Here is a 25,599-nt window from a genome sequence, read left to right as displayed (position 1 = left end):
GTCGCCGTCTCCGAGGGCGACACCGTGGCCGAAGGCGACCTCGTCGTCGTCCTCGAAGCCATGAAGATGGAACAGCCCCTCAACGCCCACCGCGCGGGCACCATCAAGGGGCTGAGCGCCGAGGTCGGCGCCTCGATCACCTCCGGCTCGGTCATCTGCGAGATCAAGGACTGACCCCGCACCCCGGGCCGCTGTCGGGCCCCGGTCGTCCACGGGACGGCCGGGGCCCGCCGCATGCTCAGCGCCGCACCACGTCCTGCGGGAAGGTCAGCTGCCCGCTCATCCAGCGCAGCGTCGCGGGCAGTTCGCGCCGCCAGGTGCGGAAGTTGTGGCTGCCCCGGTCCAGGATGATCGACTCGGCGCGCATCGGCGGCCGGACGGCGGCCAGGAACGACCGGGTGGCGCCGTAGTCCGACTCGCCCCGGCGGCTGGAGGCCACCAGCACCGACACCTCGGGCCGCGGCAGGTTCCGCAGCCGCCACAGCAGATCGTGCTCCCGCATCCGCCGCTGCCCCTCCGGACCACCGCCGAACAGGTTCCCGGTGGTGGGGTCGTCGACCACGCGGTAGTCGGGCGAGAGGGCGGCCGCCGCGGAGTAGACCCGCGGATGACGCATGGCCAGCTGAAGCGCGCAGGTGCCGCCCGAGGAGTAGCCCATGACGCCCCAGGCGCTGGGATCGTGGCCGATCCGGTAGTGGCGCGCCAGCGCCTCGGGGAGATCCTCCGCGAAGTACGTCTCGGCTTGCGGCCCGCCGGGGACGTCCACGCACTGCGTGTCCCGCGGCGGGGCAATGGTGGGCCGGAGCATCACGATCACGGAAGGTTGCATCGTCCCCCGGCGGATCAAGTCGCCCGCGGTCTGCGGCACCCGCAGATGCTGGGCCAGCAGGAAGGACCCACCCGGGTAGCCGCTGATCGCGACGATGACGGGGAAGCGCTGGCGGGCGTACTGGCGCTGGAAGTACTGCGGCGGCAGGAACACGTACGCCGGGTTGGTGACCTGGCTGCGGCGGCCCAGGATGCGCACCGACTCGACCGTGCCGGTCTTCTCCGGCGGCCCGCCGGGCAGCCCGTGCACCTTGTCCAGGCCCTGCGGCGGCGCGGGCTGCACCAGGGCCCCGGACGGGCCGGCCGGGATCGCGCCGCCGCCGTGTACGTCCGAGAGCGCGGCGGGGGCCGTCTCGCCCCGGCCGAGCAGCTCGTCCCAGGACCCGTAGAACTGGAAGTTCGCGTTCACCGCGAGGGCCAGCGCGGTGACGATCGCGCACTGGGTCACCGCCAGCGAGCCGAGCCTGCCGAGCCACGCCCGTACGCCCCGCCCGGCGAAGCGCGGCCACAGCCAGGCCGTGAGCGCGACGCAGGCCACGGCGGTGGCGATCATGACGTACTCAAGTGATCGACTGGTCAGTCCCATGGGTTCTTCCACTCCCGGTCACCGCAACGTACGGCGCCTTACGCCCTGTTTGATGGCGATTGCGCGAAACGGCGTTGCCCGGCGCCGACGTTGTTTCCCAGCCGTTCCCCCGCGCGCGCCCGCGGTTCACCGTGCCGCCACCGCCCGGTCGCCGCGGCACCCTGGCGGCCGGAGAACGGCGGCGTCCGGCCACCCGGATGTTCACGTGATGGCATGCTTGACCTACGGACAGGTACGGCACAGCAGGGAGGACCGCGATGGCGACCGAGACAGCCCCGGCGCACACGCCACCGCTCCCCCGCCCCATGCGTGCCGACGCGCGCCGCAACTACGAGCGGCTGCTGGCCGAGGCGCGCACCGCCTTCACCGAGCACGGCACCGAAGCCTCGCTGGAGGACATCGCGCGCCGCGCGGGCGTCGGCATCGGCACGCTCTACCGGCACTTCCCCAACCGCACCGCGCTCATGGGAGCCGTCTTCCAGGGCGAGATGAACGCCCTGCTGACGCGCTCCCGCGAGCTGGCGAAGGCGCCCCAGCCGTGCACCGCGCTGATCGACTGGCTGCGGGCGATCGTCCAGCACGCGAGCACCTACCGCGGACTCGCCCAGGCCCTGATGGCGTGCTCGGGCGACGAGAGTTCCGAGCTGTCCCGCGGCTGTCGACTGCCGCTGCGCGAGGCGGGCAGCGAACTGCTCGCCCGCGCCCAGCGGGCCGGGGCCGTCCGGCCGGACGTGGTGATCGCCGACCTGATGCAGCTGACCAACGCCATCGCGCTGGCCGTCGAGCAGTCGCCGAACGACCCGGCACTGGCGGACCGGCTGCTCGCCCTGACCTTCACCGGTCTCAAGGCGCACTGAACCGGCCCCCCTTCCGCCGGCCCGGTCAGCGCCGGCGCGGCGCCAGATCCGCCACCCGGCCACCGCCCGTCTGCTGCTCGGGCAGTGACGCCGTGCTGCGCAGCTGGCCGGTGCCGGGCCCCTGGCCGTGCGGATTGCGGCGCGGGCCGGGCAACGGCAGCCCGTCCTCACCGGATCCGGCCCGCGGGGCCGATGAGCCCAGCCGCCCGCCCGCCTGGCGGCCCGCGCCCGACGGGCCGCCTGCCTCGCCACCGGCCGGGCCGGACCCCGCGCCCGGCCCCGCCACCGCGATCTGCACGCCCTGGTCGGCCAGGGCCTGCAACTCGGTCAGCGCACGGTCGTCCTGGGCGGGTGGCTCGTCGGTCACCAGCCGCGTGATCACATCGGTCGGCACCGTCTGGAACATGGTGTCGGAGCCCAGCTTGGTGTGGTCGGCGAGCACCACCACCTCCGCCGCGGCCTGGACCAGGGCCCGGTCGACGCTGGCCGACAGCATGTTGGACGTGGACAGCCCGCGCTCGGCGGTCAGCCCGCTGCCGGACAGAAAGGCGCGCGAGACCCGCAGCCCCTGGAGGGACTGCTCGGCGCCACTGCCGACCAGCGCGTAGTTGGAGCCGCGCAGGGTGCCGCCGGTCATCACGACCTCGACCCGGTTGGCATGCGCCAACGCCTGCGCGACGAGCAGGGAATTGGTGACCACGGTCAGCCCGGGGACCCGCGCGAGCCGGCGGGCCAGCTCCTGCGTGGTCGTACCGGCGCCGACCACGACGGCCTCGCCTTCCTCGACGAAACCGGCCGCGAGATCGGCGATCGCCGTCTTCTCCGCGGTCGCTAGATGGGATTTCTGCGGGAAGCCGGACTCCCTGGTGAATCCGCCCGGCAGCACCGCACCGCCGTGCCGGCGGTCGAGCAGTCCTTCTGCCTCCAGCGCCCGCACATCACGCCGTACGGTCACTTCGGAGGTCTGGACGACGCGGGCGAGCTCACGGAGCGACACCGCTCCGTTCGCACGCACCATTTCAAGGATCAATTGGCGACGTTCTGCAGCGAACACGAAACTGACAGTAATGCCAACGACTGTCTGTTTTCAGCAGCTTGCACTAATTACCAGAAGTTGTTCATCTGTGCGGGCACAAGCTGCTATAAGGGGCGCACTTCACGCCCCGGGGACGTCTCCTGACTACCCTTCGGACGACTTGCGCGTGTGCAACTGCCGCGCCACCTCGGCGATCGAGCCGGACAGCGACGGGTACACGGTGAACGCCTTGGCGATCTGCTCCACCGTCAGGTTGTTGTCGACCGCGAGCGCGATCGGATGGATCAGCTCGCTCGCGCGCGGCGAGACCACCACACCGCCGACCACGATGCCGGTGCCCGGACGGCAGAAGATCTTCACGAAGCCGTCCCGGATGCCCTGCATCTTCGCCCGCGGGTTGCGCAGCAGCGGCAACTTCACCACCCGGGCGTCGATCGTGCCGCCGTCCACATCGGCCTGCGAGTAGCCGACCGTGGCGATCTCGGGGTCGGTGAAGACGTTCGCCGACACCGTCTTCAGGTTCAGCGGCGTGACCGCGTCCCCCAGGAAGTGGTACATCGCGATCCGGCCCTGCATCGCCGCCACCGACGCCAGCGCGAACACCCCGGTGCAGTCACCGGCCGCGTACACGCCCGGCGCGCTGGTGCGCGACACCTTGTCGGTCAGGATGTGCCCGGACTCCTTCGTACGGACCCCGGCCTCCTCCAGGCCCATGTCCGCGGTGTTCGGGATCGAGCCCACGGCCATCAGGCAGTGGCTGCCGGTGATGACCCGCCCGTCCGCGAGCGTGACCTCCACCCGGTCGCCGACCCGTCCCTCCTCGCCCGCCTTCGGCGAGGAGGGTCCCTGTGCCGATGCAGGTCCGGGGACCCTCTTCACCGCCGTTGCCCGCGACCGGGACATCACGTTCATCCCGCGCCGCCGGAAGACGTCCTCCAGCACCGCCGCCGCGTCGGAGTCCTCGCCGGGCAGCACCCGGTCCCGGCTGGAGACCAGCGTGACCTTGGACCCCAGTGCCTGGTACGCGCCCGCGAACTCGGCGCCCGTGACACCGGACCCGACCACGATCAGTTCCTCGGGCAGCTCATCGAGGTCGTACACCTGCGTCCAGTTCAGGATGCGCTCGCCGTCCGGCTGCGCGTCCGGGATCTCCCGCGGGTGCGCGCCGGTCGACACCAGCACCGCGTCCGCGACCAGGGTCTCCTCGGAGCCGTCCGCCGCCCGGACGATCACCTTCCGCGATCCGTCCGGCGCCTGCGCGGGCTCCAGCCGGCCGCGCCCCCGCACGACGCGCGCGCCGGCGCGCGTCACGGAGGCGGTGATGTCGTGCGACTGCGCGAGCGCCAGCCGCTTCACCCGCCGGTTGACCTTGCCCAGGTCCACGCCCACCACCCGGGCCGCCTGCTCCAGCGGCGGGGTGTCATCGGCGACGATGATGCCCAACTCCTCGTACGAAGAGTCGAACGTCGTCATCACCTCAGCCGTGGCGATCAACGTCTTCGACGGCACGCAGTCGGTCAGCACCGACGCCCCGCCCAGACCGTCGCAGTCGACGACGGTCACCTCCGCACCGAGCTGCGCGGCGACCAGCGCCGCCTCGTACCCGCCGGGTCCGCCACCAATGATCACGATCCGAGTCACATGCTCCATTGTCCCGTACCCACACGCTAGGCTTCCGCCCGGGGGTTCGCGTGCGCATCCTCATACGAACCCGCCACCCCAAGAGCGCTTCCACCCCTCTCCCGTACCCTCTGATCCATGTCGCTCTACGCCGCGTACGCCGGCAACCTCGACGCGCGGCTGATGTCCCGCCGCGCACCGCACTCACCCCTGCGCGGCACAGGCTGGATCACCGGCTGGCGCCTGACCTTCGGCGGGGAGCAGATGGGCTGGGAGGGCGCCCTCCCCACCATCGTCGAGGCCCCGCGCTCCCAGGTCTTCGTCGCCCTCTACGACATCGCCCCCATGGACGAGGACTCCATGGACCGCTGGGAGGGCGTCGGGCTGGACATATACCGCCGCATGCGGATCCGCGTCCACACTCTGGACGGCGACGAACCCGCCTGGCTGTACGTCCTCAACGGCTACGAGGGCGGCCTGCCCGCCGCCCGCTACCTCGGCGAGATCGCCGACGCCGCCGAATCCGCCGGCGCGCCCCACGACTACGTCATGGAGCTGCGCAAGCGCCCCTGCTGATTCCGCTTGCGCGCGGCTGGTGAAATCATCGTGCCGATGTGGCCCTCCCCCTGTTCACCCACGTGGGACCCGGGTGAAGATGCGGGTCCCTATCGACCGCCACCATCGAAAGCGACCCATATGCCCGTCTTCAGGCGCCGCAAGGGCAACCGCCCGCGTCTGGTCCCCGAACTCGACGACACCACCCTCGGCCGGGTCCGGCAACGCCTCGAGACGAGCTGGGTCCGCGGCGAACTCGACACCACGGTGATCGCCCAGGTCTCCAGGGTCGTCGAGGACGCCGGTCAGGACTGGGACCGCAAGGGCCACCGCCTCTCCGTGCTCGCCGCCGCCGCGGGGCGGGCCCTGCCCGGGATCTGGCGGCGTCACCACCCCCGCGACCAGGGAGCCCTGCTGCTGCACGCCTGGTCGGACCTGGTCCAGGACCAGTCCGACCTGAGCGACGCCCGCGACGCCTGCCGCCTCGCCGCCGAGCTGGTCCCCGCCGACCCCACCCCCTACGTGGTGCACCTGGCCACCCTGCGCCGCGAGCGCCGCCCCCACAGCGAGCTGTCGGCGGTCTGGCAGGAGGTCATGGCCCGCGACCCGTGGAACCGCGAGGCCCACCTCCAGGTCCTCGGCTATCTCTCCCCCGACGAATGCGGCTCCGAGGTACAGCTCCTCGACCTCCTCGACTCGGTCCGGGGCCGCATGCCCGCCGACGCTCCCGCCGCCGCCCTGGAGCTGACCGCGATCGTCCGCGGCCACCAGCGCGCCATGGCCACCGGCGGCATGGAGGCGATCAGCGCCGGGGAGCACTGGCGGCGCGAGCAGGTCGCCTCGGTCCTCGACCAGGCCACCCAGGACTGGACCCGCCCCGGCTTCCTCCACCACGCCGCCGCCCTCGCGGACCTCAACGTCCTGGCCTACGCCCTGGTCAGGTCCGGCCGCATGGCCGACGCCACGAAGGCCCTGCGCGCCACCACGGGCGTGGTGACCCCCTGGCCCTGGAACGCCGACGGCGACCCCCTGGAACGGTTCTCCCAGCCCTACGAACGCCTCGCCACCGTCTCGTAGCGTCTCGGTGTCTCGTAGCGCGACCGGTTCACAACGATCCGAACACCACCCACGGAGCCCGTCTACGCGCGTAGGCCAGGAGGGGCTACCCTCGTGCGCGTGAACGCATCTGTTACCAGGAACAGCCAAGGCGACCCCGCCGACCCCCACGCCGCCGCCGACGCCGCCGCCACGCGCCTGCGCGAGCTGACCGGCGCGGAGACCCACGACGTCGCCCTGGTCCTGGGCTCCGGCTGGGTCCCCGCCACCGACGCGCTCGGCAGCCCGGAACACGAGTTCCCCGTCACCGAGCTGCCCGGCTTCCCGCCGCCCGCCGTCGCGGGCCACGCGGGCACCATCCGCTCGTACAAGCTGGGCGACAAGCGGGCCCTCGTCTTCCTCGGCCGCACCCACTACTACGAGGGCCGCGGCGTCGCCGCCGTCGCCCACGGCGTCCGCACCGCCGTCGCCGCCGGCTGCAAGACCATCATCCTCACCAACGGCTGCGGCGGCCTCCGCGAAGGCATGCGCCCCGGCCAGGCGGTCCTCATCAGCGACCACATCAACCTCACCGCCGCCTCCCCCATCGTGGGCGCCAACTTCGTCGACCTCACCGACCTCTACTCCCCCCGGCTGCGGGCCCTCTGCCAGCAGGTCGACCCCAGCCTGGAAGAGGGCGTCTACGCCCAGTTCCCCGGCCCCCACTACGAGACCCCGGCCGAGATCACCATGGCCCGCACCATCGGGGCCGACCTGGTCGGCATGTCCACCGCCCTCGAGGCCATCGCGGCCCGCGAGGCGGGCGCCGAGGTCCTGGGCATCTCCCTGGTCACCAACCTCGCCGCGGGCATGACGGGCGAACCCCTCAACCACGAAGAGGTCCTCCAGGCCGGCCGCGACTCGGCGACCCGGATGGGCACGCTGCTGGCCCAGGTCCTGGACCGCCTCTGAGGTCTTGGGGGCTGAGGTCTTGGGGGGCTCCGCCCCCCAAACCCCCCGCCGGGGCTCCGCCCCGGCCCCCGGGGCGCGACGCGTCCGGTGGGTGGTGCCGGTGCGGGGCCTCCGGGGCAGGGTCCCGGACCGTATATTTACGGCGCCGTCGACCGGAAACGTGTCGTGGACGTCGAGCGATTGGCGCCACACATACACGGCAGCGTCCGGAACCCCACCCCTGCGACCCCGCCCCTCCCGCATCGTCGGCGGCCACCCGCCGGCGGCCCACGGTCCGGCCCGTCCGGGGCCACGCACCAGGGCCTCACCACGCCGCCGCCCGCCACCAGCCGCCGGAGCCACAGGCCGGTGGCCGCCATACGGCGGGAGGGGGCGGGGCCGCTCCCACCCCCGCCGGGCACCCGGCCCGCCGGGCATACCTGGGCCGAGCCGTGGCCCGGTGTCCCGACCGGGGGCCGCTGTTCGGCGGGAGGGGGCGGGGTCGCAGGGGTGGGGTCCTGGACGCTGACGTGTATGTGTGGCGCCGTGGACTTCCGGCCCACCCCACGCTTTTCGGCAGCGGCGCCGTAAATATACGGTCCAGGGCGCCGCCCCGGAGGCCCCGCACCAGGCACCCGCCACCCCAGCGACCGCGCACCACCCACGCACCCGCACCCGCACAACAACACACCGCACCCGCACCCAGGAGGCCCCCAATGGCGCTCGACCTCATCGACCAGGCCAGCACCTGGCTGGCCGAGGACCCCGACCCCGAGACCCGCGACGAGTTGCGCGCGCTGCTCGACGCGGCCAAGGAGGACGAGGGGGACGACACCGAGGCGCGGCGCGCGCTCGCCGAGCGCTTCGACGGCACGCTTCAGTTCGGCACCGCCGGCCTCCGCGGCGAACTGGGCGCGGGCCCCATGCGGATGAACCGCGCCGTCGTCATCCGCGCCGCCGCCGGCCTGGCCGCGTACCTGGCGAGGGCGCGGCAGAGCACCACCGGCCTCGTCGTCATCGGGTACGACGCCCGCTACAAGAGCGCGGAGTTCGCCCGCGACACGGCCGCCGTCATGACCGGCGCCGGATTCCGCGCGGCGCTGCTGCCGCGCCCGCTGCCGACGCCGGTGCTCGCGTTCGCCATCCGCCACCTGGGGGCGGTCGCGGGGGTCGAGGTCACGGCGAGCCACAATCCGCCGCGCGACAACGGGTACAAGGTCTACCTGGGCGACGGTTCGCAGATCGTCCCGCCCGCGGACGCGGAGATCGCGGCGGAGATCGCGGCGATCGGCAGCCTGAACGACGTCGCCCGCCCGGACACCGGCTGGGAGACGCTGGGCGACGACGTGCTCGACGCGTATCTGGCCCGTACCGACGCCGTGCTGACCCCCGGTTCGCCCCGTGACGCTCGCGTCGTCTACACGCCGCTGCACGGCGTGGGACGCGAAACGCTGACGGCCGCGTTCGTGCGCGCGGGCTTCCCGGCGCCCACGGTGGTGCCCGAGCAGGCGGAGCCCGACCCGGCGTTCCCGACGGTGGCGTTCCCGAACCCGGAGGAGCCGGGGGCGATGGATCTGGCGTTCGCGACGGCTCGCGAGGCGGCGCCCGACATCGTCATCGCGAACGACCCGGACGCGGACCGCTGCGCGGTGGCGGTACCGACGACAGGCACCGGCTGGCGGATGCTCCGCGGTGACGAGGTCGGCGCGCTGCTCGCCACCCACCTCGTCCACAAGCGCGCCCGAGGCGCCGTCGCGACGACGATCGTGTCCTCGTCGCTCCTGTCCCGCATCGCGGCGGACGCGGGCCTGCCGTACGCCGAGACGCTGACCGGCTTCAAGTGGCTGGCCCGGGTGGACGGTCTGGCGTACGCGTACGAGGAGGCGCTGGGCTACTGCGTGGACCCGGACGGCGTGCGCGACAAGGACGGGATCACGGCCGCGCTGCTGGTGGCGGAGCTGGCGTCGGAGCTGAAGGGGCAGGGGCGTACCCTCACGGACCTGCTGGACGACATCGCCGTCGCGCACGGTCTGCACGCCACGGACCAGTTGTCCGTGCGGGTCGAGGACCTGTCCCTGATCGGGGCGGCGATGCGGCGCCTGCGCGAGCGGCCCCCGGCCGAACTGGCGGGTCTGAAGATCACCTCGGCCGAGGACCTGACCCGGGGGACGGAGACCCTGCCCCCGACGGACGGCCTGCGCTATCAGCTCGCCGGGAAGGACACCGTTCGGTCGGCCCGCGTGATCGTCCGCCCGAGCGGTACGGAACCCAAACTGAAGTGCTACCTGGAGGTGGTCGTGGACGTGCCCGCCGCCGCGGACCTGCCCGCGTCCCGCAGCACGGCGGAAACGGTTCTGACGGCCCTGAAGAAGGACCTCTCGACGGTAGCCGGGATCTAAGCCGTCGGTTCGCCCGGTACGAACCGGCTCAGCCGGTAGGTCGTCGGCCGCGTCGAGCGCCCGCACAGCGTGTCCACACGGACCGACGACCAGTCGACCGGTTCCTGCCCGGCCCACATGCGGGCCGGCCGCGCACGCCACTCGGCGGCGTCCTGGGTCTCGAAGATCACTTCCCAACGCCCGGCACCGGCGGCGAACTCCTGCTGCCGGTGCCGCCGCCGCTTCCGCTGCCCTGGCATCACCACACCGCCCTCAGATCAGCAGCATGATCACCAACAGCACCGCCCCGGCCAGGGTCGGCGCGATGACCTCGAACGCCCAGCGCACCTCGGGCTCGCCCTGCGCGCCCTCGCGGCCCGCGTTGGTCTCGGCCAGTTCGCGCAGATCGCCGATCGTCTGGTCGGCCTGGGCGCGGCGGTCCGCCGTCGCGCCCAGGCCGGGGCCTGCGACGCCGCCGGACGCCGCGTCGCGGCTCTGCTGCCGGGCGGCGCGTTTGCGCTGCCGCAGCGAGACGGGGACGGCCCACAGCTGGTACGTCGCGCCGCCCGCCAGCACTTCGCTGGTGTAGCTCGCGCGCAGGGTGTCGACGGAGCCCCAGGGGAGGGTGATGGTGCGGAAGGGGTTGCGTACGAGGAGCCGGTCCGCGCCCGCGTACACCGCCGGGCGCACGGTGAAGGCGATCACCACCGGCACGGCGAACAGCAGCCCGGCGAGGGCCAGCCACGGCGTCCGGCCCTCGCCGCGCAGAATGGCGTCGATGCCGAGCCAGCCGCCGAGCCCGAGCAGCAGCACGCCGCCCACGATGCCGCCCGGGGAGCGGTAGACGCGGTCGGCGTACGGGGTGGGCTCCGCGTCGGGCTGCGGAGGGTCGGCGGGGTCGTCCGGGCTCGTCATGGGGCGATTGTGCCCCACGGTTCGTTGCCTTGGGCCTCGGGATCAACACGGAACGAGCACGGATCGGGGCCGGGGGGGCGGACACGGCCGGCCCCGGAGCCGATCCCGGCGGGGGGTGACATACCGCTACGCGCGTAGATATGCTCAGGTGGTGACCATGCCCACCACAGTTCCCGCATACGGCACAGAGGCCGCGGAGCGACTGGCGTCGATGGCGGACGTGACCGCCACCGACAGCGCGCTGCGCCGCTTCCTGCACGGCCTGCCGGGCGTCGACGCGGTCGGCCTCCAGGCCCGTGCCGCGACCCTCGGCACCCGCTCGATCAAGACCACGGCGAAGGCGTACGCCATCGACCTGGCGATCTCGATGATCGACCTGACGACCCTGGAGGGCGCGGACACCCCGGGCAAGGTCCGGGCGCTGTGCGCGAAGGGGATCAACCCCGACCCCACCGACCGCACCGTCCCGAAGGTCGCGGCGATCTGCGTCTACGGCGACATGGTGACGACCGCCAAGGAGGCCCTCGGCGGCAGCGGCATCCACGTGGCGGCCGTGGCGACCGCGTTCCCGTCCGGCCGGGCGGCCCGCTCCGTGAAGCTGGCCGACACCCGGGAGGCGGTGGCCGCCGGTGCGGACGAGATCGACATGGTGATCGACCGCGGGGCGTTCCTCTCCGGCCGCTACCTGGACGTCTTCGAGGAGATCCGGCAGGTGAAGGAGGCGTGCGTCCGCGAGGACGGGAGCGCCGCGCATCTGAAGGTGATCTTCGAGACCGGCGAGCTGCAGACGTACGACAACGTGCGCCGCGCGTCCTGGCTGGCGATGCTCGCGGGCGCCGACTTCATCAAGACGTCGACCGGCAAGGTGTCCGTCAACGCCACGCCGCCGGTCACCCTCGTCCTCCTGGAGGCGGTCCGCGACTTCCGCGCGGCGACCGGGGTGCAGGTGGGGGTGAAGCCCGCGGGCGGCATCCGTACGACGAAGGACGCCCTCAAGTACCTGGTGATGGTGAACGAGACGCTGGGCGAGGAGTGGCTGTCCGCGGACTGGTTCCGCTTCGGCGCGTCGAGTCTGCTGAACGATCTGCTGATGCAGCGCCAGAAGCTGAGCACCGGCCGGTACTCCGGTCCCGACTACGTGACGGTGGACTGATACGCCATGCCCGTTTTCGAGTACGCCCCCGCACCCGAGTCCCGCGCGGTCGTCGACATCGCCCCGTCGTACGGGCTGTTCATCGACGGCGAGTTCCGCGAGGCGGGCGACGGGAAGGTCTTCAAGACGCTGTCCCCCTCGTCGGAGGAGGTGCTGTCGGAGGTCGCCCAGGCCAACGCCGAGGACGTCGACCGCGCGGTGAAGGCGGCCCGTAAGGCGTTCGAGGGCTGGTCGGCGCTGCCGGGCGCCGAGCGCGCCAAGTACCTGTTCCGCATCGCGCGGATCATCCAGGAGCGCTCGCGCGAGCTGGCGGTGCTGGAGTCGCTGGACAACGGGAAGCCGATCCGCGAGTCGCGGGACGCCGACCTGCCGCTGGTCGCGGCGCACTTCTTCTACTACGCGGGCTGGGCCGACAAGCTCGCGTACGCGGTCCGCGGGCGGAGCCCGCTGAACGGCACGAGCGGATCCGATCCGAAGCCGCTGGGCGTGGCGGGCCAGGTCATCCCCTGGAACTTCCCCCTCCTGATGCTGGCGTGGAAGATCGCCCCGGCGCTGGCGACCGGCAACACGGTCGTCCTGAAGCCCGCGGAGACAACGCCTCTGAGCGCCCTCTTCTTCGCGGACATCTGCCGCCAGGCGGGCCTGCCCAAGGGCGTGGTCAACATCGTCACCGGCGACGGCTCGACCGGCGCCGAGCTGGTCGCCCACCCCGGGATCGACAAGGTGGCCTTCACCGGGTCGACCGAGGTCGGCAAGGCGATCGCCCGCACGGTGGCCGGCACGGAGAAGAAGGTCACCCTGGAGCTGGGCGGCAAGGCCGCGAACATCGTCTTCGACGACGCGCCGATCGACCAGGCGGTCGAGGGCATCATCGGCGGCATCTTCTTCAACCAGGGCCACGTCTGCTGCGCGGGCTCCCGCCTGCTGGTCCAGGAGTCCGTCCAGGACGAGTTGCTGGACGCGCTCAAGCGCCGTATGCGCACGCTGCGCGTCGGCGACCCGCTGGACAAGAACACCGACATCGGCGCGATCAACTCCGCCGAGCAGCTGGCCCGTATCCGTACCCTGGCCGACGCGGGCGAGGCCGAGGGCGCCGAGCGCTGGGCTCCCGAGTGCGACCTGCCCAGCTCCGGCTACTGGTTCGCGCCCACCCTCTTCACCGGCGTCACCCAGGCCCACCGGATCGCGCGCGAGGAGATCTTCGGCCCGGTCCTGTCCGTGCTGACCTTCCGCACCCCCGACGAGGCGGTGGCCAAGGCGAACAACACCCCGTACGGCCTGTCGGCGGGCATCTGGACGGAGAAGGGCTCGCGGATCCTGGAGCTGGCGAGCAGGCTGCGCGCCGGGGTGATCTGGTCCAACACGTTCAACAAGTTCGACCCCGCCTCGCCGTTCGGCGGCTACAAGGAGTCGGGTTACGGCCGCGAGGGCGGCCGCCACGGCCTGGAGGCGTACCTCAATGTCTGACCGTCTCAGCGTTTTCAAGACCTACAAGCTGTACGTCGGCGGGAAGTTCCCGCGTTCCGAGAGCGGCCGGGTGTACGAGGTGACCGACGCAAAGGGCAACTGGCTGGCCAACGCCCCCCTGGCCTCCCGCAAGGACGCGCGCGACGCGGTGTCCGCCGCCCGCAAGGCGTTCGGGGGTTGGGCCGGCGCCACCGCCTACAACCGCGGCCAGATCCTCTACCGCATCGCCGAGATGCTGGAGGGCCGCCGCGACCAGTTCGTCCAAGAGGTCTCGGCCGCCGAGGGCCTGTCCAAGCCCAAGGCCACCGCCCAGGTGGACGCGGCGATCGACCGCTGGGTCTGGTACGCGGGCTGGTCCGACAAGATCGCCCAGATCGCGGGCTCCGCCAACCCCGTCGCCGGGCCGTACTTCAACCTCTCCACCCCCGAGCCGACGGGTGTCGTCGCACTCCTGGCCCCCCAGGACTCCTCGTTCCTGGGCCTGATCTCGGTCGTCGCCCCCGCGATCGTCACGGGCAACACGGCCGTCGTGGTGGCCGCTGAACGCGCCCCGTTGCCCGCCCTCTCCCTGGCCGAGGTCCTGGCCACCTCCGACCTCCCGGGCGGCGTGGTCAACATCCTCTCCGGCCGCACCGCCGAACTGGCCACCCCGCTCGCCGCCCACCAGGACGTCAACGCGATCGACCTGACCGGCGCGTCCCCTGAGCTGGCGACCGACCTGGAGCGGTCCGCCGCCGACAACCTCAAGCGCGTGGTCCGTCCACACCCTGTGGACTGGACCGCCGACCCCGGCACCGGCCGCCTCCTCTCCTTCCTGGAGACGAAGACGGTCTGGCACCCCATGGGCGTCTAGCAGTGGCGGGGACTGGCGCTGTGGCTGGCGCCCCATTTCCAGTCCCCGTCAATGCAAACGTGCATGCGTCAAGCATCCGACGACTGCGAGGTCAGTCAGCGAGATCCACCAATACGGCTCCGGCTGCTCGTTCGTCAGGGGGCTCAGCAGCGTTCCCTCGGAGCATGGCCTTTACCCGGCCAGGCAACGGAGCCAGGGGCCGGTCAGCGATGACGTTCAGCCCGCGGTAAACAGGCGTATTCAACACGTCCTGGTCTGCCCGGTAGAAGTCTGCTTCAGTCGGAACACTGTGGACCTCTTCAACGACCCGGCGGGGCTCCACCACGTCAGACATATCCCCGTACTCAGCGGTGGTGTCATAGCGGGCTCGTGCCCTCTCGTCTGAGAGGTGCTCGACCCGGACAACGGCAGCCTGAAGGTCTTCGACTCCACGGAAGTGGAGGTGTTGCACCTCCATGTGCGCCGCTTCAAGGCCAGTCCGCTTCTCGCTCGGAGCATCGCAAAGGATGCGATGCCAGGGAACACTCTGATCCCGAACGTGCGCGGCCCTGACGGGACGACTACGAAGCACGGACTGCACCGTGAGCGCGGAGACGATAGTGCAACCGAGTTGGGCCTGCTCGCCACGCCCATGACGGCAATCGACGGCTTGTCCGAACCTCGAAGTCGGCACCCAGTTTCGGTGGTTGTACAGAACGTAGACTGGGAGGCAGCCGGCGGCCAGCGCGTCATTGACCAGAAGCTCACTCTGGCGATCGCCAGTGCTGCGAACCGTATGTTCCAAGTCGTATCCGCCCCCGCGCTTCGCACGCTTGGCCTGCACTCGCATCCCGAAGCCGAGGCCCCCCGCATGGAACCACCACTCCCAATCGGCTCCATTACGAGATTCTTCGCGCCGCATAAAATCGCGAATAATCACGCGATCGCCATGCAGTCGATGGAGGTCTTGGAGGTTGAGCTGAGTGTACGCTTCCTCTCCTGGGACGGGACCTGCGAAATGGTCATGCGCCAGACGCTCGAATGTCCGCGTCGCGCAGGCACGAAGAGTTCGGCACAGAGAACGAGTCATCGACGGACTTGGCGTCCCACGCACTTCGGCAGACCAGTTCAGATCAATTCCACATCGCGGACAAAAAGAAAAATGATCAGCAATTTCCTCACCACAAACACACAAAGATGACACTGGTCTCGCTTCCCCCGCACATAGCGTGACGATCAGCGAACACGACCGGACGGTGACGCCACGTTACACCAGCGAAGGCAGAACACCGCGCTGCCAGTTGCCCAGCCAAAACGCCGCCGTTGACTGTTCAGGCTGATCCTCGGTGGATCCGTCATGCGGCAACAACTCCGTGGGGACCACATAGCCTTCACCTGGGTCCAGACGGATTCTGAAGCACCGCATCGGACGTTCGGCGGCGACGTAACGTCGGATGTCGTCAGTGTGCGGGTACCGCTCGCCGTAATGTTCGTGTACAGCACGACATACCTGCTGGATGTCCGTGTCACCGAGCAGGAGATATCGGGTGCCGGGTCCGAGGTTGAGGCATAGCCGACGACGGCCGGTGTGTCTCGTGCCGTACGGGAGCCTGTCCCAGTTGTCGACGTGCAGGCCGATGCGGAGACCGTTCGCGTTGTTGACGGTGGTCGTGAGTGCCCCGGCAGGTGCGTAAGCCTGACCGAGGTGGACAGCGTCCGTATCACCCAAGTGATCGACCATATTACGAAGGAGTTTTACTCGACGTGGGGGCTTGACGATTTCTACCAAGGCGCTGTCCGGTGTCTGCGGTAAGGCCTTGACAGAGTTCCCGGTCGGTTCGGTGATGCTCTCCCACGCCCTCGAAGGGACCACCGCACCCTCTTCGTACGCGTACCTGCCGTTCACGACACGGAGGTGCGCGACCTGGCAGCGCTCGCGTAAGGCGGTGATGTCATCGAATGCGACGCTCAGCCCCATGCCGGTTCCTCTTTCCGGATCAACGGTCACCATCGAGGTCTTCGCCGTAGGTCACGTCGAGTTCTTGGAGGAGAGCCTCGGCCAATTCGGGCCGCTGCGCTCGGTCGACGACGACCTGGGACAGCGCGGAGGCACCACGCACCGCGGAAAGGTCATTGCCACGCAGATCGAGGCCCTGGTAGCGGCCTCTCATGAACTCCGTCAGCCGCATCGCACAAGCGTCGAAGGCAACACCGGAGAGGTCACAATCGACGAAGGAAGTCTCTGTGAGGACACAGCCGGAGAACGCCACCGGACCTGCGGCTCGGACGTTTTCAAGAGTCGTGTAGTCGAGCTTGCAGTTCTCGAACAGAACGTCATCCAAGACCAGTTCGGTCAAATTGCCTCCCATGATCTTGCAGTTCCGGAAGCGGACCCGGGAGAGTTTGCAGTCACGCCAGCGCGCTGAGGCCAAATCACAGTCGTCAATCTGGACGGAGTGCATCCGCAGCTTATTGAAGTGGACCCGGGAAGCCCGCAGGCCACTGATCCACCCGACGGCGAGCCGGCAATCGGTGAGATCAAGTGCACGCAGATCGGCGTCTGCGTACCGGAACTCTCGTACCCCGCCCCGCCCTCCTTCGAGAGCCGTGAGATTGGACAGATACAAACCCGGCTCGTCGAGGTTCGGCAAAGTCAGCGTGACACGTCCGAAGGTCTGGCTCTTCACGGGCAGTCTCCATCTTTCCGGTCTGCGCTTCAGGGGCGGCCCCGTGCAGCATCTCCTCGAGGCCGCCCGAGACTACTTCTTTTTGTTCCAGTTGTCCCAAGTTGGCCGATTATCAAAGGTCGGTGTTGAATTGGCCCAGGTGGGACGGTTGTCGAACGTCGCCATGGACGTCTCTCCGGTCGGTCGCACCAGGGCCCGGAACTGATCGGCCGCGGCGAGAACGAGATCAGCGGCCGTGGGTCCTGACATGCTTGACGACTCCTTCCAGTAGGGCGATCTTCGCTGAGGTGCAGTAGCGAGTCCTGGTGCCGTCCAAGCGCCCCTCGTGCTCGAAGTACCGGTTCGCCGGGTGACCGCCGCCGCAGAACTCGAAATACGCGCAGCCCTCCCTGCACGCGTCGACCCCACGCCAGAACTCCGTCAACCACGGGGTTCGGCGCTCGACCTCCCCCATCAGCCGATCCAACCCGTGGCGCAGGACGTTTCCGGAGGTGAAGTCACCGAACCGCTGGTCAGTGAATCCGGCCAGTTCCGGGGAGAGGACGACCACACCTCCGTCATGGGCGATGGTCGGGAGCGGATCCCAGGGCCCCGTCATGGGCCCGGACAACGGCCTCCCCTGCAAGACAGCTGCGGCGAACTCCATGACTCGGGACACCTCCCGCAGGCGGATCACTGGATTGGCCTCCCACGCCGCCGTGAGCGCTGCCCAGAATTCGACGACCTGGGTGTGGATGACCTCGTACGCAGGGACATTGACCCCCTCGCGCTCTTCGATGTTGATGCCGAGTGAATGGCATCCCAGGCCCACGAAGAAGTCGTAGAATTCGGCTGCTCTCGTCGGGTCAGGATCGTTGATCACAGCGATGGCCGAGAACCCCCCACGTCCACGTTCCGAGCCAGCAGGAATTCACACCAGGCGTCGTCGAGCAGTACTGCGTTCGTCTGGATGGTGTGCTTCACACCGACGAACGGCGCCATCAGGCGGCCGAGGTACTCACGGCCGACGGACAGCGGCTCCCCGCCATGCCAGACCACCTCGAACCGCGGATCGTCACAGCTCCATGCGTTGACGGACGAGGCCACGGCCTGTGCCACCTCGATCGGCATCCGCTGCTCGATCTTGCGAAAGGGCAGATAGCAGTACTGGCAGTCGAGTGGGAGGCACAGGGTCGTCGGCTGCATGATGACGGCGCCGGGAACGTCAGCGATGCGCCTGTGACGGGCGGCGGAACGCCCCGCGGGAATCACGGGCGGCTTCCGCGGGCCTTCTCCCGCTGATCAATGATCCTGGCGAACTGGTGGTGGTACAGCTCGACCTCGTCTGGCGTGAGGATGAGAACCGATTCGCTGGTGCTGCCGTCCTCGCGGTGGACCCGGACCGGAAGAGCGCCTTGCCGGGCCCGGTGATCGTAGACAGCGTCGCGTTTGATCGGGGTCAGGTGGGTGACCATGGCCGGTACCGGCCGCAGGGTGGAGCCGTCAGCAGGCGCCGCCCATTCGCATCCGCCGCCCGGGGGCTTGAGGTGATAGGTGGCCGCCCCTTCACCGGGGAGAGCCACCACGATGCCGATCCTGCCGTCGCGCGCGGTGTCGTGGGCGAGGTCGCCGAGCCGGGGGGTAGAAGGGAGCCGCTGTCCCTAACCCGGCGCCTTGCGTCGGGAGATGAGGGATGAGTCGTCCAGTCATGCCCTGACGTTAGAAGCGCGTCAGGGGCTGATTATGAAGCGGAGGAATACATCCTCACCCATCCAGACGGAATCGATCGGACATACGACGCAACTTCTCGCGGGTGCTACTCCGCTCGGCGTAGACGATGCTGCGCAAGGTGGAGCGGGCGATGGGGTGGTTGCGGATGAGCTGCGGGGCGGTCCGCTCGGCCGTTTCCAGTTCGGTGAGGGCCTTGTCCCGGTTGCCCTCCCACAGCCAGGCCCGTGCCAGGTCCATGTGGTGGTGTCCCCGGCGGGAGTTGGGCAGCACGGCGACAAGTTCCGGGCCGGTACGGCGATCGATCTCAAGGGCGCTGTCGTGCTTGCCCAACTCCAACGCGACGCTGATGGCATGGATGTGGACGTTGCCGGGAGAGAACGTCAGCGAATGCCGGTCGTAGACGGGTGGTCCGGTGTACTCGCCGATACGGTCGGCGGCTGCCCTGGCGTGGGCGATGCGATCCTCGGTCTCGCTCGTCCGTCCACCCCGCGCCGATGACACCGCGGCGCGCAGTTGAAGAGTCCCCCATGCCCGTACGGCCAGCGGCTCGCCCCGCTCGTAATCGCGCTGGATTCCGGCGAGGGCCTTGTCCGAGAGCGTCACGGCGTCCGACCAGTCGGCGGTGGCCCACATGTCCCAGACCCTCATCCAGTCGGCCACCGCGGGCAGCACCGGGTCGCCCGACAGTCGGGCGGACCAGGCCGCGCGTTCACCGGCCATGGCGATCAGCTCGGGGTGGCCGAGCGCATGTGCTGCCGTATGCGTGAACTTGCAGCACACCGCGTAGATCGCGTACGCCTCTTCCTGTTCGTGGCCGGACGAGACCTCCGCCAGCGCACGGGCTTCGCGGAACAGATCGGGCAGCACCCGCAGAATGGCCACGTTCGCCGCCGCGTCCCGCAGTCTGTGCAGCCGGGTCACCTCACCCCATAGCTCGCCGGACGAGCGGGGGGTGCCCTCGAAGACAGGCGCCAGATCATACCGGCGCAGCTCCCGGAGGATGGACGCGGCGGACACCTGCCACTGATTCTCCGCCGGGGAGCTGTTGTACGGACGCCCGATGAGGTCGTTCGGGTGGACGTGGAGCTCGGCAGCCACCAGGTTGAGCAGGCCGACCCGGTCCAGCTCGATGAGACCGTTCTCCATCTTCGAGACCCAGCCCTGTGTCTTTCCCAGAGCTGCGGCCAGGTCCGCCTGGGGCATCCCCAGCCGCAGCCGTGCCCGGCGAACCCGGCGTCCGATCTCCTCGGCTTCCTCCAGCATCAGCGCATCCCCTCCCATCCATCCCAGTTCGTCACCCGAACCGTACCCACACCACTCCAGGGTCGTGAACGGGAACAGCGCCGAACGGGGCCCGGCACCATGGGTTCATGTGGGCGTGGGGGATGGTTCACACTGGTCTTCCGTGACCCTTCATCCCGCCTCCGCGCGCGTTGTCCTGCTCACCGGGCCCTCCGGCTCGGGAAAGTCGTCCCTCGCGGCCCGTACCGGGCTGCCCGTGCTGAACCTCGACGACTTCTACAAGGAGGGGGACGACCCGACGCTCCCGCAGCTCGCCGGGGGTGAAGGGACCGACTGGGACTCGCCGTTGGCGTGGGACGCGGATGCGGCGGTGGCGGCTGTCGAGGCGTTGTGCCGGACGGGGCGAACGACCGTGCCGGTGTACGACATCGCCTCCAGCTCGTGGGTGGGCGAGGAGCCGATGGACATCGGGCGGGCGGCGCTGTTCGTGGCGGAGGGGATCTTCGCGGCGGACATCATCGACCGGTGCCGGGAGCTGGGGGTGCTGGCGGACGCGATCTGTCTGCGGGGGCGGCCCTCGACCACGTTCCGGCGGCGGCTGCTGCGCGATCTGCGGGAGGGGCGCAAATCGGCGCCGTATCTGGTGCGGCGGGGGTGGCGGCTGATGCGGTCGGAGCGCGGCATCGTGGAGCGGCAGACGGCCCTGGGCGCGTACGCGTGCGGCCGGGACGCGGCGCTGTCCCGGATAGCGGCGGCGGCCACGGCGGGCCGCCGTCCCGAGGGAGTGCGGGCCTAGGAGGAGGGACCCCGGAGGGCCGCCGTCCCCGGTTGGGGGACGGCGGACCCTCTGGGGTCCGGGGACGGTCAGTCCTGGAGCTCGCCGCGGGCCCGGAGCGCCGGGGAGAGGTCGAAGACGACGATCGAGCGGGTGATCTTGCTGTCCTCGACGGTGAGGTAGTCCATGGCGCGGAAGTCCTTCGCGAAGGGCGTGTCGGTGGTGTAGACGGTCACCGCGTGGGTGTCGTCACCCAGGACGTCGATCACCGCGCCGCCGAGGAGGCGGCTCGCGAAGGGCTCCAGGAACTGGCGGTAGCGGTCCCGGCCCTCGAAGCGGCCGCTCGGGGCCTCGCACACGATGTCGTCGGCGATGAAGCCCATCGCCTTGTCGACGTCGCGGTCGAGCCAGGCCCGCACGAATTCGTCGGCGATCTTCTGGGCGGATCCGGTGATGGCAGTCATGGGAGGTGCACCTCTCCTGATGGGTCGCTCGCCTGCGCGGAGCGTCCGGGCCGCACCCTGCCGGCGGCCCGATGACTGCATCCTCCGGCCCATATATGACACCTTTGGTCATATACCCGAGGGACTTTGGGAGCCATGAAATCCGACCGCCTGCTCTCGATCATGCTGCTGCTCCAGACCCGCGGACAGCTGCCCGCCTCCGAGTTGGCGGACCGTCTGGAGGTCTCGGTGCGCACGATCATGCGGGACGTGGAGGCCCTGTCCGCGGCGGGCGTGCCCGTCTACACCGTCCGCGGTCCCCAGGGCGGGATCGCCCTGCTGCCCGGCTTCCGTACCGACGTCACCGGGCTGACCGCCGATGAGGCCCGCGCCCTGTTCGTCCTGCTCTCCGGCCCCGCCCATGCCGACCTCGGCCTGGCCCCGGCGCTGGGGTCGGCCCTGCGCAAGGTCATGGCGGCCCTGCCCGCCCCGTACCGCCCCGACGCCGACCTGGCCAGCCGCCGCGTCCTCATCGATCCCGTCCGCTGGCGCGGCACCCCCGGCCCCGAGCACCCCGCCACCGGTCTCGCCGTCTTCCAGCAGGCCGTCTTCGCCGACCGGCGCCTGCGGCTGCGCTACCGGCGCGGCCACGACAACCGGGAGCAGGGCTACACCCTCGACCCGTACGGCCTCGTCAACAAGGCCGGGGTCTGGTACGTCGTCGCCGACCACGACGGCGAACCGAAGCTGTTCCGCATCGACCGCGCCGTGTCCGCCGCCGTCCTCGATCAGCCTGTCCGCCGGCGCGACGGCCTGGAGCTGGCCGAGGTGTGGGACACCCTGCGCCGCCGCATCGACGACATCCCCGCGCCGGTCGCCGTCACCGTCAGGGTCCGCGACGAGATCCTCGCGAAGTTCCTGCGTATCCACCAACCCGACCTCGACGGCGCCCCGGTGGAGCCGGAGCACGAGCCGGGGTGGACCAGGGTCGAGCTGCGCTTCCGCGCGCTCCCGGCCGCCGAGGCGCTGCTCGCCTTCGGCCCCGACGCGGAGGTCCTCGCCCCCGACGACCTCCGCCGGACGCTGGCCCGCAAGGCCGCGGAGACCGCCGTGCTCTACACCTCACGTGCGTGAGCGGCGTCGCGCTCGACCGCCGCGCGGCTCCACGAGACGGCCGCCGGACAGCAGCGTGCCGACCTGCTTGACCTGGTGGTGCAGCGGAGAGACCTCCATGGTCTGGAGTCCGGGCAGGGCCCCGATGCGGTCCGTGGTGAATTCGAAGAGCTCGTCGAGATCCCGGCAGTTGGCGACGGCATGGATGTTGTGGGGCCCCGAGACGGCCGCGGCGAACGCGATTCCGGGCTCCCGCGCGAGCGTGCGTCCGACGCTCTTGACCGCCGACGGATGGACGAGGAGCCACAGGTTCGCCTGGGCGTGATAGCCCAGGGCCGCCGCGGCGATCTCGACGTCGATGTGGACGACACGGCGCTGGAGCAAAGCCCGGAGGCGGCGTGATGCGCGCCCGGGCGTGAGGTCCGCCGCCTCGGCGAGATCGACCAGGCCGGCGCGACCGTCCGCGGCGAGCAGGTCGAGGATCTTCTCGTCCTCGGGGGTGAGGTGCACGGGATCGCGGGCGACCACCGGGGATTCCGTGAAAGGGGGGCCCTCGTTCCCGAGCATCGATTCTTGCTCCGGGGTCAGCGTCCCGTGGAGCGCGGCCCAGTAGTGGCCGCGGCCCCCGACGAATTGACGGAGCATCGCTGACGCGTTGATGTCGATCACCGCCGCGGTGCGCGGCAGGCGCTGTCCGAGGAGATCGTCGCGCTGTTCCCGCGTGCGCGACCGGACCGCGCAGGTGATCTCGGAGCCCGCGGCGGTGAGGGCCACCCAGCTGACGTCGTCGCGCTGCGCGAGGGCCTCGGCGATCGCCGTGACGCCGCCGGGTCGGCAGCGCAGCCGCACCAGCCACTTGCTCTGTCCCAGCGCCCCGGGGTCGACGACACCGGTGACGCGGATGACGCCATCGGCGCGCAGCCGACGATAGCGGCGGCTGACGGCGCCTTCGGTGAGGCCGAGCGCGGCCGCGATCGAGGCGAACGAGGCTCGTGGAGCGATCTGGAGCGCACGCATGATTCGCACATCGTCGGGCTGCACAGCGGCGGATTCCGCCATGAAGGGACGTGCCACAAAGGTGATCGTACAAATTCGCGCACCGGACGTGCTCTGAAGGCGGCGTGGCGGAAAGACTCGACGCGCATCGGCTCACGATGCGAAGAAGATGAAGAAGATGCGGAGAAGAAGGGAGATGACACGGAGTGTCATCCCATGACGCGGACCGGCACACGCCGACCGCTCTCATCATCGGGGCGTCGCGCGGTCTCGGTCACGCGATGGCGGCCGCATTCCTCGACCGCGGATGGAACGTCATCGGCACGGTCCGGAACACCACCGCCCGAACGCCCTTGCACGATCTCGCGGACCGCTCCGACGGGCGCGTAAGCGTCGAGCACCTCGACATCAACGAGCCCGCGCAGTCGGCGGCCCTGCGCGAGCGTCTCGCACCACGCGAACTCGACGTGCTGTTCGTCAACGCGGGGACCACCAACAACGAACAGACGCCGATCGGCGCGGTTCCGACCGCCGATTTCGTCGAGGTGATGGTCACCAACGCGCTCAGCCCGATGCGCGTCATCGAAACGCTGGAAGACCTGGTGTCCCCGACGGGACTCATCGGCGCGATGTCCTCCGGGCAAGGCAGCATCACGAACAACGCGACCGGAATGCGCGAGGTCTACCGGGGCAGCAAAGCGGCCTTGAACATGTTCCTGCGCAGCTTCGCCGCCCGGCAGGCCCAGCAGGCCGGGAGCAAGCGCGCGTTCGTCCTCATGGCGCCCGGCTGGATCCGCACGGCCCTCGGGGGGCCGGACGCGCCGTTCACCATCGACGAGGCCGTCCCGCAGGTGGTGGACGTACTGCTGTCGAGGCTGGGGACGCCCGGTCTCGCCTATCTGGACCGGTGGGGCCGGACGGTCCCGTGGTGAACCCCGCCGGCACCCGGGACTAGGCGCTGCGCGCCGCGCGGGCCAGGAGGGTGATCGCGGTGGCGTTGAGCACGGCCGCCGCCGTGACCAGGCCGAAGTAGGAACCCTCAGTGCCCTCCGGGAGGAGGACGAAGAGCAGGCTGGCCGGGGCCGTGAACAGGGCGGGGACGACCGCCGCCAACGAGGCGTCGTCGTACGGGAAGAAGCTCGCGTCCACCCAGGCCCAGACCAGCAGGGCGAGGACCACGGCGAGGTAGCCGCGGGACAGCCAGTCGCCCGCGACCACGTCGAGGACGCGTCGTAGGACGTCGCGTGTTTTCCTGCGGATCAGCATGCGGCTCAGCCTGTCGAAACGGGCGATACGGGGGCATGAGTATCCGTACTCAAACCGCACCGTGCGACCACACACACGAACGGGCCCGGACCGACCCCCCCGGCCGTCCGGACCCGCTCGCCCCCGTGGGGATCCCCCGATCCCGTTTCCCCCGATTTTTCCCCGTGCTCCCGGCGCTCCCCCGAGCGCCGGCCCCCGTTTTCCCCTTGCCCTCAGGCGACGAGTTCGCCGAAGGACTCTTCCTCGTCACGGCCGAAGCTGAGGACGTCGTCCTCGCGCATCCGGCGCAGCGAACGCCAGATACTGCTCTTGACCGTGCCGACACTTATGTTGAGTATGTCCGCGATTTCCGGGTCCGTCCGGCCCTCGTAGTACCGCAGCACCAGCATCGTGCGCTGGAGTTCGGGGAGCCGGGCCAGGGCCTGCCAGAGGACGGCGCGCAGCTCGGTGCCGCGCATCGCGTCGTGGTCGCCGGCCGTCTCCGGCAGCTCCTCCGTCGGGTACTCGTTGAGCTTGCGCCGGCGCCAGGCGCTGATGTGCAGGTTGGTCATGGTGCGGCGCAGGTAGCCGCCGACCGCGGCCTTGTCGCTGATCCGGTCCCAGGCGCGGTATGTCGAGAACAGCGCGCTCTGCAGCAGGTCCTCGGCCTCGAACCGGTCGCCGGTCAGGTGGTAGGCGGTTGCGTACAGGGAGGCGCGGCGCTCCTGGACGTAGGCGGTGAATTCCGCCTCCGCCAAGCTCTGCGCGCGCCGCTCCCCCTCTGCCTCCCCGTACGCGCTGCCCTCGTTGTTTCCCCCGTGGTCCCCCCCGGGACCCCCGCTCCCCCCGGGGCCCTCCCCGGCCCCCGGGTTCGCGTCAATGGCCACCATGTACGGCGGCCGCTGACGCCCGGTGCCGCGAGCGCACCCCCGCCCGCTCACGGCACCGGACTTCTCTGCGCTCCGGACGGCGTCGTGAAGGCGCGTGCGAATGACTGCGCTGTCGTGGGTGAAGTGCAGTGTGCTCATGTCGCGCCCCCCGTCGGTGGAGCCTGCTCGGTTGTCCGCTGGCTGCCCGGCCGCTCGTTCCGGCCGGTGCACAGAAGACTCTGCCGAACCAGTTTCATGGCGCTGTCTGCCGACTGTCACAGGCTCGTCACAGGGGATCAAGCTCGT

At 70.4% G+C, this 25,599-nt stretch carries 29 protein-coding genes; 12 read left to right on the top strand and 17 right to left on the bottom strand.

Annotated elements, in window-relative coordinates:
- A partial coding sequence (locus ACH4SI_RS36635) for an acetyl-CoA carboxylase biotin carboxyl carrier protein subunit (RefSeq protein ID WP_398303639.1) occupies window positions 1–174 on the top strand: 174 nt, incomplete at its 5' end.
- 64 nt (window positions 175–238) lie between these two features.
- On the opposite strand, the gene ACH4SI_RS36630 is transcribed toward ACH4SI_RS36635, so the two are convergent.
- Window positions 239–1,414: an alpha/beta hydrolase gene (locus ACH4SI_RS36630; RefSeq protein WP_398303617.1), complete on the bottom strand. Its 1,176-nt coding sequence runs from the start codon at window positions 1,412–1,414 to the stop codon at window positions 239–241.
- Between the two features lie 257 nt (window positions 1,415–1,671).
- On the opposite strand from ACH4SI_RS36630, the gene ACH4SI_RS36625 reads away from it, so the two are divergent.
- Window positions 1,672–2,271, top strand: a complete 600-nt coding sequence (locus ACH4SI_RS36625) for a TetR/AcrR family transcriptional regulator (RefSeq protein WP_398303615.1) — start codon at window positions 1,672–1,674, stop codon at window positions 2,269–2,271.
- 25 nt (window positions 2,272–2,296) lie between these two features.
- Here the strand turns inward: ACH4SI_RS36625 and ACH4SI_RS36620 are convergent, their stop codons facing one another.
- Window positions 2,297–3,289, bottom strand: coding sequence for a DeoR/GlpR family DNA-binding transcription regulator (locus ACH4SI_RS36620; RefSeq protein WP_398303613.1), 993 nt, complete (start codon window positions 3,287–3,289; stop codon window positions 2,297–2,299).
- Between the two features lie 162 nt (window positions 3,290–3,451).
- Window positions 3,452–4,957 (bottom strand): NAD(P)H-quinone dehydrogenase, encoded by a 1,506-nt coding sequence (locus ACH4SI_RS36615; RefSeq protein ID WP_398303611.1) that lies wholly within the window; start codon window positions 4,955–4,957, stop codon window positions 3,452–3,454.
- A gap of 108 nt (window positions 4,958–5,065) precedes the next feature.
- Between ACH4SI_RS36615 and ACH4SI_RS36610 the strand changes: the two genes are divergently transcribed.
- The 4 genes from ACH4SI_RS36610 to ACH4SI_RS36595 all read left to right on the top strand — a co-directional run bounded on the left by ACH4SI_RS36610 (window position 5,066) and on the right by ACH4SI_RS36595 (window position 9,867).
- Window positions 5,066–5,503, top strand: coding sequence for a gamma-glutamylcyclotransferase (locus tag ACH4SI_RS36610; protein WP_398303609.1), 438 nt, complete (start codon window positions 5,066–5,068; stop codon window positions 5,501–5,503).
- 120 nt (window positions 5,504–5,623) lie between these two features.
- Window positions 5,624–6,559 (top strand): hypothetical protein, encoded by a 936-nt coding sequence (locus tag ACH4SI_RS36605; RefSeq protein ID WP_398303607.1) that lies wholly within the window; start codon window positions 5,624–5,626, stop codon window positions 6,557–6,559.
- Between the two features lie 93 nt (window positions 6,560–6,652).
- Entirely contained in the window at window positions 6,653–7,489 is an 837-nt protein-coding gene (locus ACH4SI_RS36600) for a purine-nucleoside phosphorylase (RefSeq protein WP_398303605.1), read from the top strand.
- 695 nt (window positions 7,490–8,184) lie between these two features.
- Window positions 8,185–9,867, top strand: a complete 1,683-nt coding sequence (locus ACH4SI_RS36595) for a phospho-sugar mutase (RefSeq protein WP_398303603.1) — start codon at window positions 8,185–8,187, stop codon at window positions 9,865–9,867.
- On the opposite strand, the gene ACH4SI_RS36590 is transcribed toward ACH4SI_RS36595, so the two are convergent.
- The gene (locus tag ACH4SI_RS36590) at window positions 9,864–10,106 is read right to left on the bottom strand and encodes a hypothetical protein (RefSeq protein WP_398303601.1); all 243 of its coding nucleotides are present in this window, start codon (window positions 10,104–10,106) and stop codon (window positions 9,864–9,866) included. The genes ACH4SI_RS36595 and ACH4SI_RS36590 overlap by 4 nt on opposite strands.
- 13 nt (window positions 10,107–10,119) lie before the next feature.
- Entirely contained in the window at window positions 10,120–10,761 is a 642-nt protein-coding gene (locus ACH4SI_RS36585) for a PH domain-containing protein (RefSeq protein WP_398303599.1), read from the bottom strand.
- A gap of 157 nt (window positions 10,762–10,918) precedes the next feature.
- On the opposite strand from ACH4SI_RS36585, the gene deoC reads away from it, so the two are divergent.
- The 3 genes from deoC to ACH4SI_RS36570 are packed head-to-tail and all read left to right on the top strand — an operon-like array spanning window position 10,919 to window position 14,234.
- On the top strand, window positions 10,919–11,914 hold the full coding sequence (gene deoC, locus ACH4SI_RS36580; protein WP_398303596.1) for a deoxyribose-phosphate aldolase: 996 nt from the start codon (window positions 10,919–10,921) through the stop codon (window positions 11,912–11,914).
- A 6-nt stretch (window positions 11,915–11,920) separates the two neighbouring features.
- Entirely contained in the window at window positions 11,921–13,381 is a 1,461-nt protein-coding gene (locus ACH4SI_RS36575) for an aldehyde dehydrogenase family protein (protein ID WP_398303594.1), read from the top strand.
- Window positions 13,374–14,234 (top strand): aldehyde dehydrogenase family protein, encoded by an 861-nt coding sequence (locus tag ACH4SI_RS36570; RefSeq protein ID WP_398303592.1) that lies wholly within the window; start codon window positions 13,374–13,376, stop codon window positions 14,232–14,234. Before ACH4SI_RS36575 ends, ACH4SI_RS36570 begins: the two co-directional genes overlap by 8 nt.
- A 91-nt stretch (window positions 14,235–14,325) precedes the next feature.
- On the opposite strand, the gene ACH4SI_RS36565 is transcribed toward ACH4SI_RS36570, so the two are convergent.
- From ACH4SI_RS36565 to ACH4SI_RS36530, 8 genes are all read right to left on the bottom strand, one after another.
- Window positions 14,326–15,303: a DUF6615 family protein gene (locus ACH4SI_RS36565; protein ID WP_398303590.1), complete on the bottom strand. Its 978-nt coding sequence runs from the start codon at window positions 15,301–15,303 to the stop codon at window positions 14,326–14,328.
- Between the two features lie 177 nt (window positions 15,304–15,480).
- Window positions 15,481–16,224 (bottom strand): hypothetical protein, encoded by a 744-nt coding sequence (locus tag ACH4SI_RS36560; protein WP_398303588.1) that lies wholly within the window; start codon window positions 16,222–16,224, stop codon window positions 15,481–15,483.
- Complete coding sequence (locus tag ACH4SI_RS36555) at window positions 16,211–16,900, bottom strand: pentapeptide repeat-containing protein (protein WP_398303586.1); 690 nt, start codon at window positions 16,898–16,900, stop codon at window positions 16,211–16,213. The genes ACH4SI_RS36560 and ACH4SI_RS36555 overlap by 14 nt, the downstream gene beginning before the upstream one ends.
- Window positions 16,901–16,972: 72 nt before the next feature.
- Complete coding sequence (gene amcA, locus ACH4SI_RS36550; RefSeq protein WP_398303584.1) at window positions 16,973–17,149, bottom strand: multiple cyclophane-containing RiPP AmcA; 177 nt, start codon at window positions 17,147–17,149, stop codon at window positions 16,973–16,975.
- Window positions 17,127–17,762, bottom strand: a complete 636-nt coding sequence (locus ACH4SI_RS36545; RefSeq protein ID WP_398303582.1) for a hypothetical protein — start codon at window positions 17,760–17,762, stop codon at window positions 17,127–17,129. Before ACH4SI_RS36545 ends, amcA begins: the two co-directional genes overlap by 23 nt.
- Window positions 17,759–18,085: a hypothetical protein gene (locus ACH4SI_RS36540; protein ID WP_398303580.1), complete on the bottom strand. Its 327-nt coding sequence runs from the start codon at window positions 18,083–18,085 to the stop codon at window positions 17,759–17,761. The genes ACH4SI_RS36545 and ACH4SI_RS36540 overlap by 4 nt, the downstream gene beginning before the upstream one ends.
- Before the next feature lie 62 nt (window positions 18,086–18,147).
- Window positions 18,148–18,465: a hypothetical protein gene (locus tag ACH4SI_RS36535; RefSeq protein ID WP_398303578.1), complete on the bottom strand. Its 318-nt coding sequence runs from the start codon at window positions 18,463–18,465 to the stop codon at window positions 18,148–18,150.
- Between the two features lie 178 nt (window positions 18,466–18,643).
- Window positions 18,644–19,873, bottom strand: coding sequence for a helix-turn-helix domain-containing protein (locus ACH4SI_RS36530; protein ID WP_398303576.1), 1,230 nt, complete (start codon window positions 19,871–19,873; stop codon window positions 18,644–18,646).
- 142 nt (window positions 19,874–20,015) lie between these two features.
- Here ACH4SI_RS36530 and ACH4SI_RS36525 point away from each other — a divergent pair, with 142 nt between their 5' ends.
- Entirely contained in the window at window positions 20,016–20,648 is a 633-nt protein-coding gene (locus ACH4SI_RS36525; protein ID WP_398303574.1) for an ATP-binding protein, read from the top strand.
- Window positions 20,649–20,716: 68 nt separating this feature from the next.
- Here ACH4SI_RS36525 and ACH4SI_RS36520 read toward each other — a convergent pair whose 3' ends face one another.
- Window positions 20,717–21,091, bottom strand: a complete 375-nt coding sequence (locus tag ACH4SI_RS36520; RefSeq protein WP_398303572.1) for a nuclear transport factor 2 family protein — start codon at window positions 21,089–21,091, stop codon at window positions 20,717–20,719.
- A gap of 135 nt (window positions 21,092–21,226) precedes the next feature.
- Between ACH4SI_RS36520 and ACH4SI_RS36515 the strand changes: the two genes are divergently transcribed.
- Complete coding sequence (locus ACH4SI_RS36515; protein WP_398303570.1) at window positions 21,227–22,204, top strand: helix-turn-helix transcriptional regulator; 978 nt, start codon at window positions 21,227–21,229, stop codon at window positions 22,202–22,204.
- Here the strand turns inward: ACH4SI_RS36515 and ACH4SI_RS36510 are convergent.
- Window positions 22,193–23,257 (bottom strand): Lrp/AsnC family transcriptional regulator, encoded by a 1,065-nt coding sequence (locus tag ACH4SI_RS36510; protein ID WP_398303568.1) that lies wholly within the window; start codon window positions 23,255–23,257, stop codon window positions 22,193–22,195. The two genes, ACH4SI_RS36515 and ACH4SI_RS36510, sit on opposite strands and share 12 nt — an antisense overlap.
- Window positions 23,258–23,385: 128 nt before the next feature.
- Between ACH4SI_RS36510 and ACH4SI_RS36505 the strand changes: the two genes are divergently transcribed.
- On the top strand, window positions 23,386–24,111 hold the full coding sequence (locus ACH4SI_RS36505; protein WP_398303566.1) for an SDR family oxidoreductase: 726 nt from the start codon (window positions 23,386–23,388) through the stop codon (window positions 24,109–24,111).
- A gap of 19 nt (window positions 24,112–24,130) precedes the next feature.
- On the opposite strand, the gene ACH4SI_RS36500 is transcribed toward ACH4SI_RS36505, so the two are convergent.
- Window positions 24,131–24,445, bottom strand: coding sequence for an SCO4225 family membrane protein (locus tag ACH4SI_RS36500; RefSeq protein WP_398303564.1), 315 nt, complete (start codon window positions 24,443–24,445; stop codon window positions 24,131–24,133).
- A gap of 212 nt (window positions 24,446–24,657) precedes the next feature.
- A complete protein-coding gene (locus ACH4SI_RS36495; RefSeq protein WP_398303562.1) occupies window positions 24,658–25,452 on the bottom strand; it encodes a SigE family RNA polymerase sigma factor in 795 nt (264 codons plus the stop codon).
- Window positions 25,453–25,599: the final 147 nt, after the last annotated feature.

The sequence above is a fragment of the Streptomyces sp. NPDC021212 genome (genome assembly GCF_044332925.1).
Classification (GTDB): Bacteria; Actinomycetota; Actinomycetes; order Streptomycetales; family Streptomycetaceae; genus Streptomyces.
The sequence above is the reverse complement of the archived record's forward strand: the minus strand, read 5'-3'. Positions and strand labels throughout refer to the sequence as shown.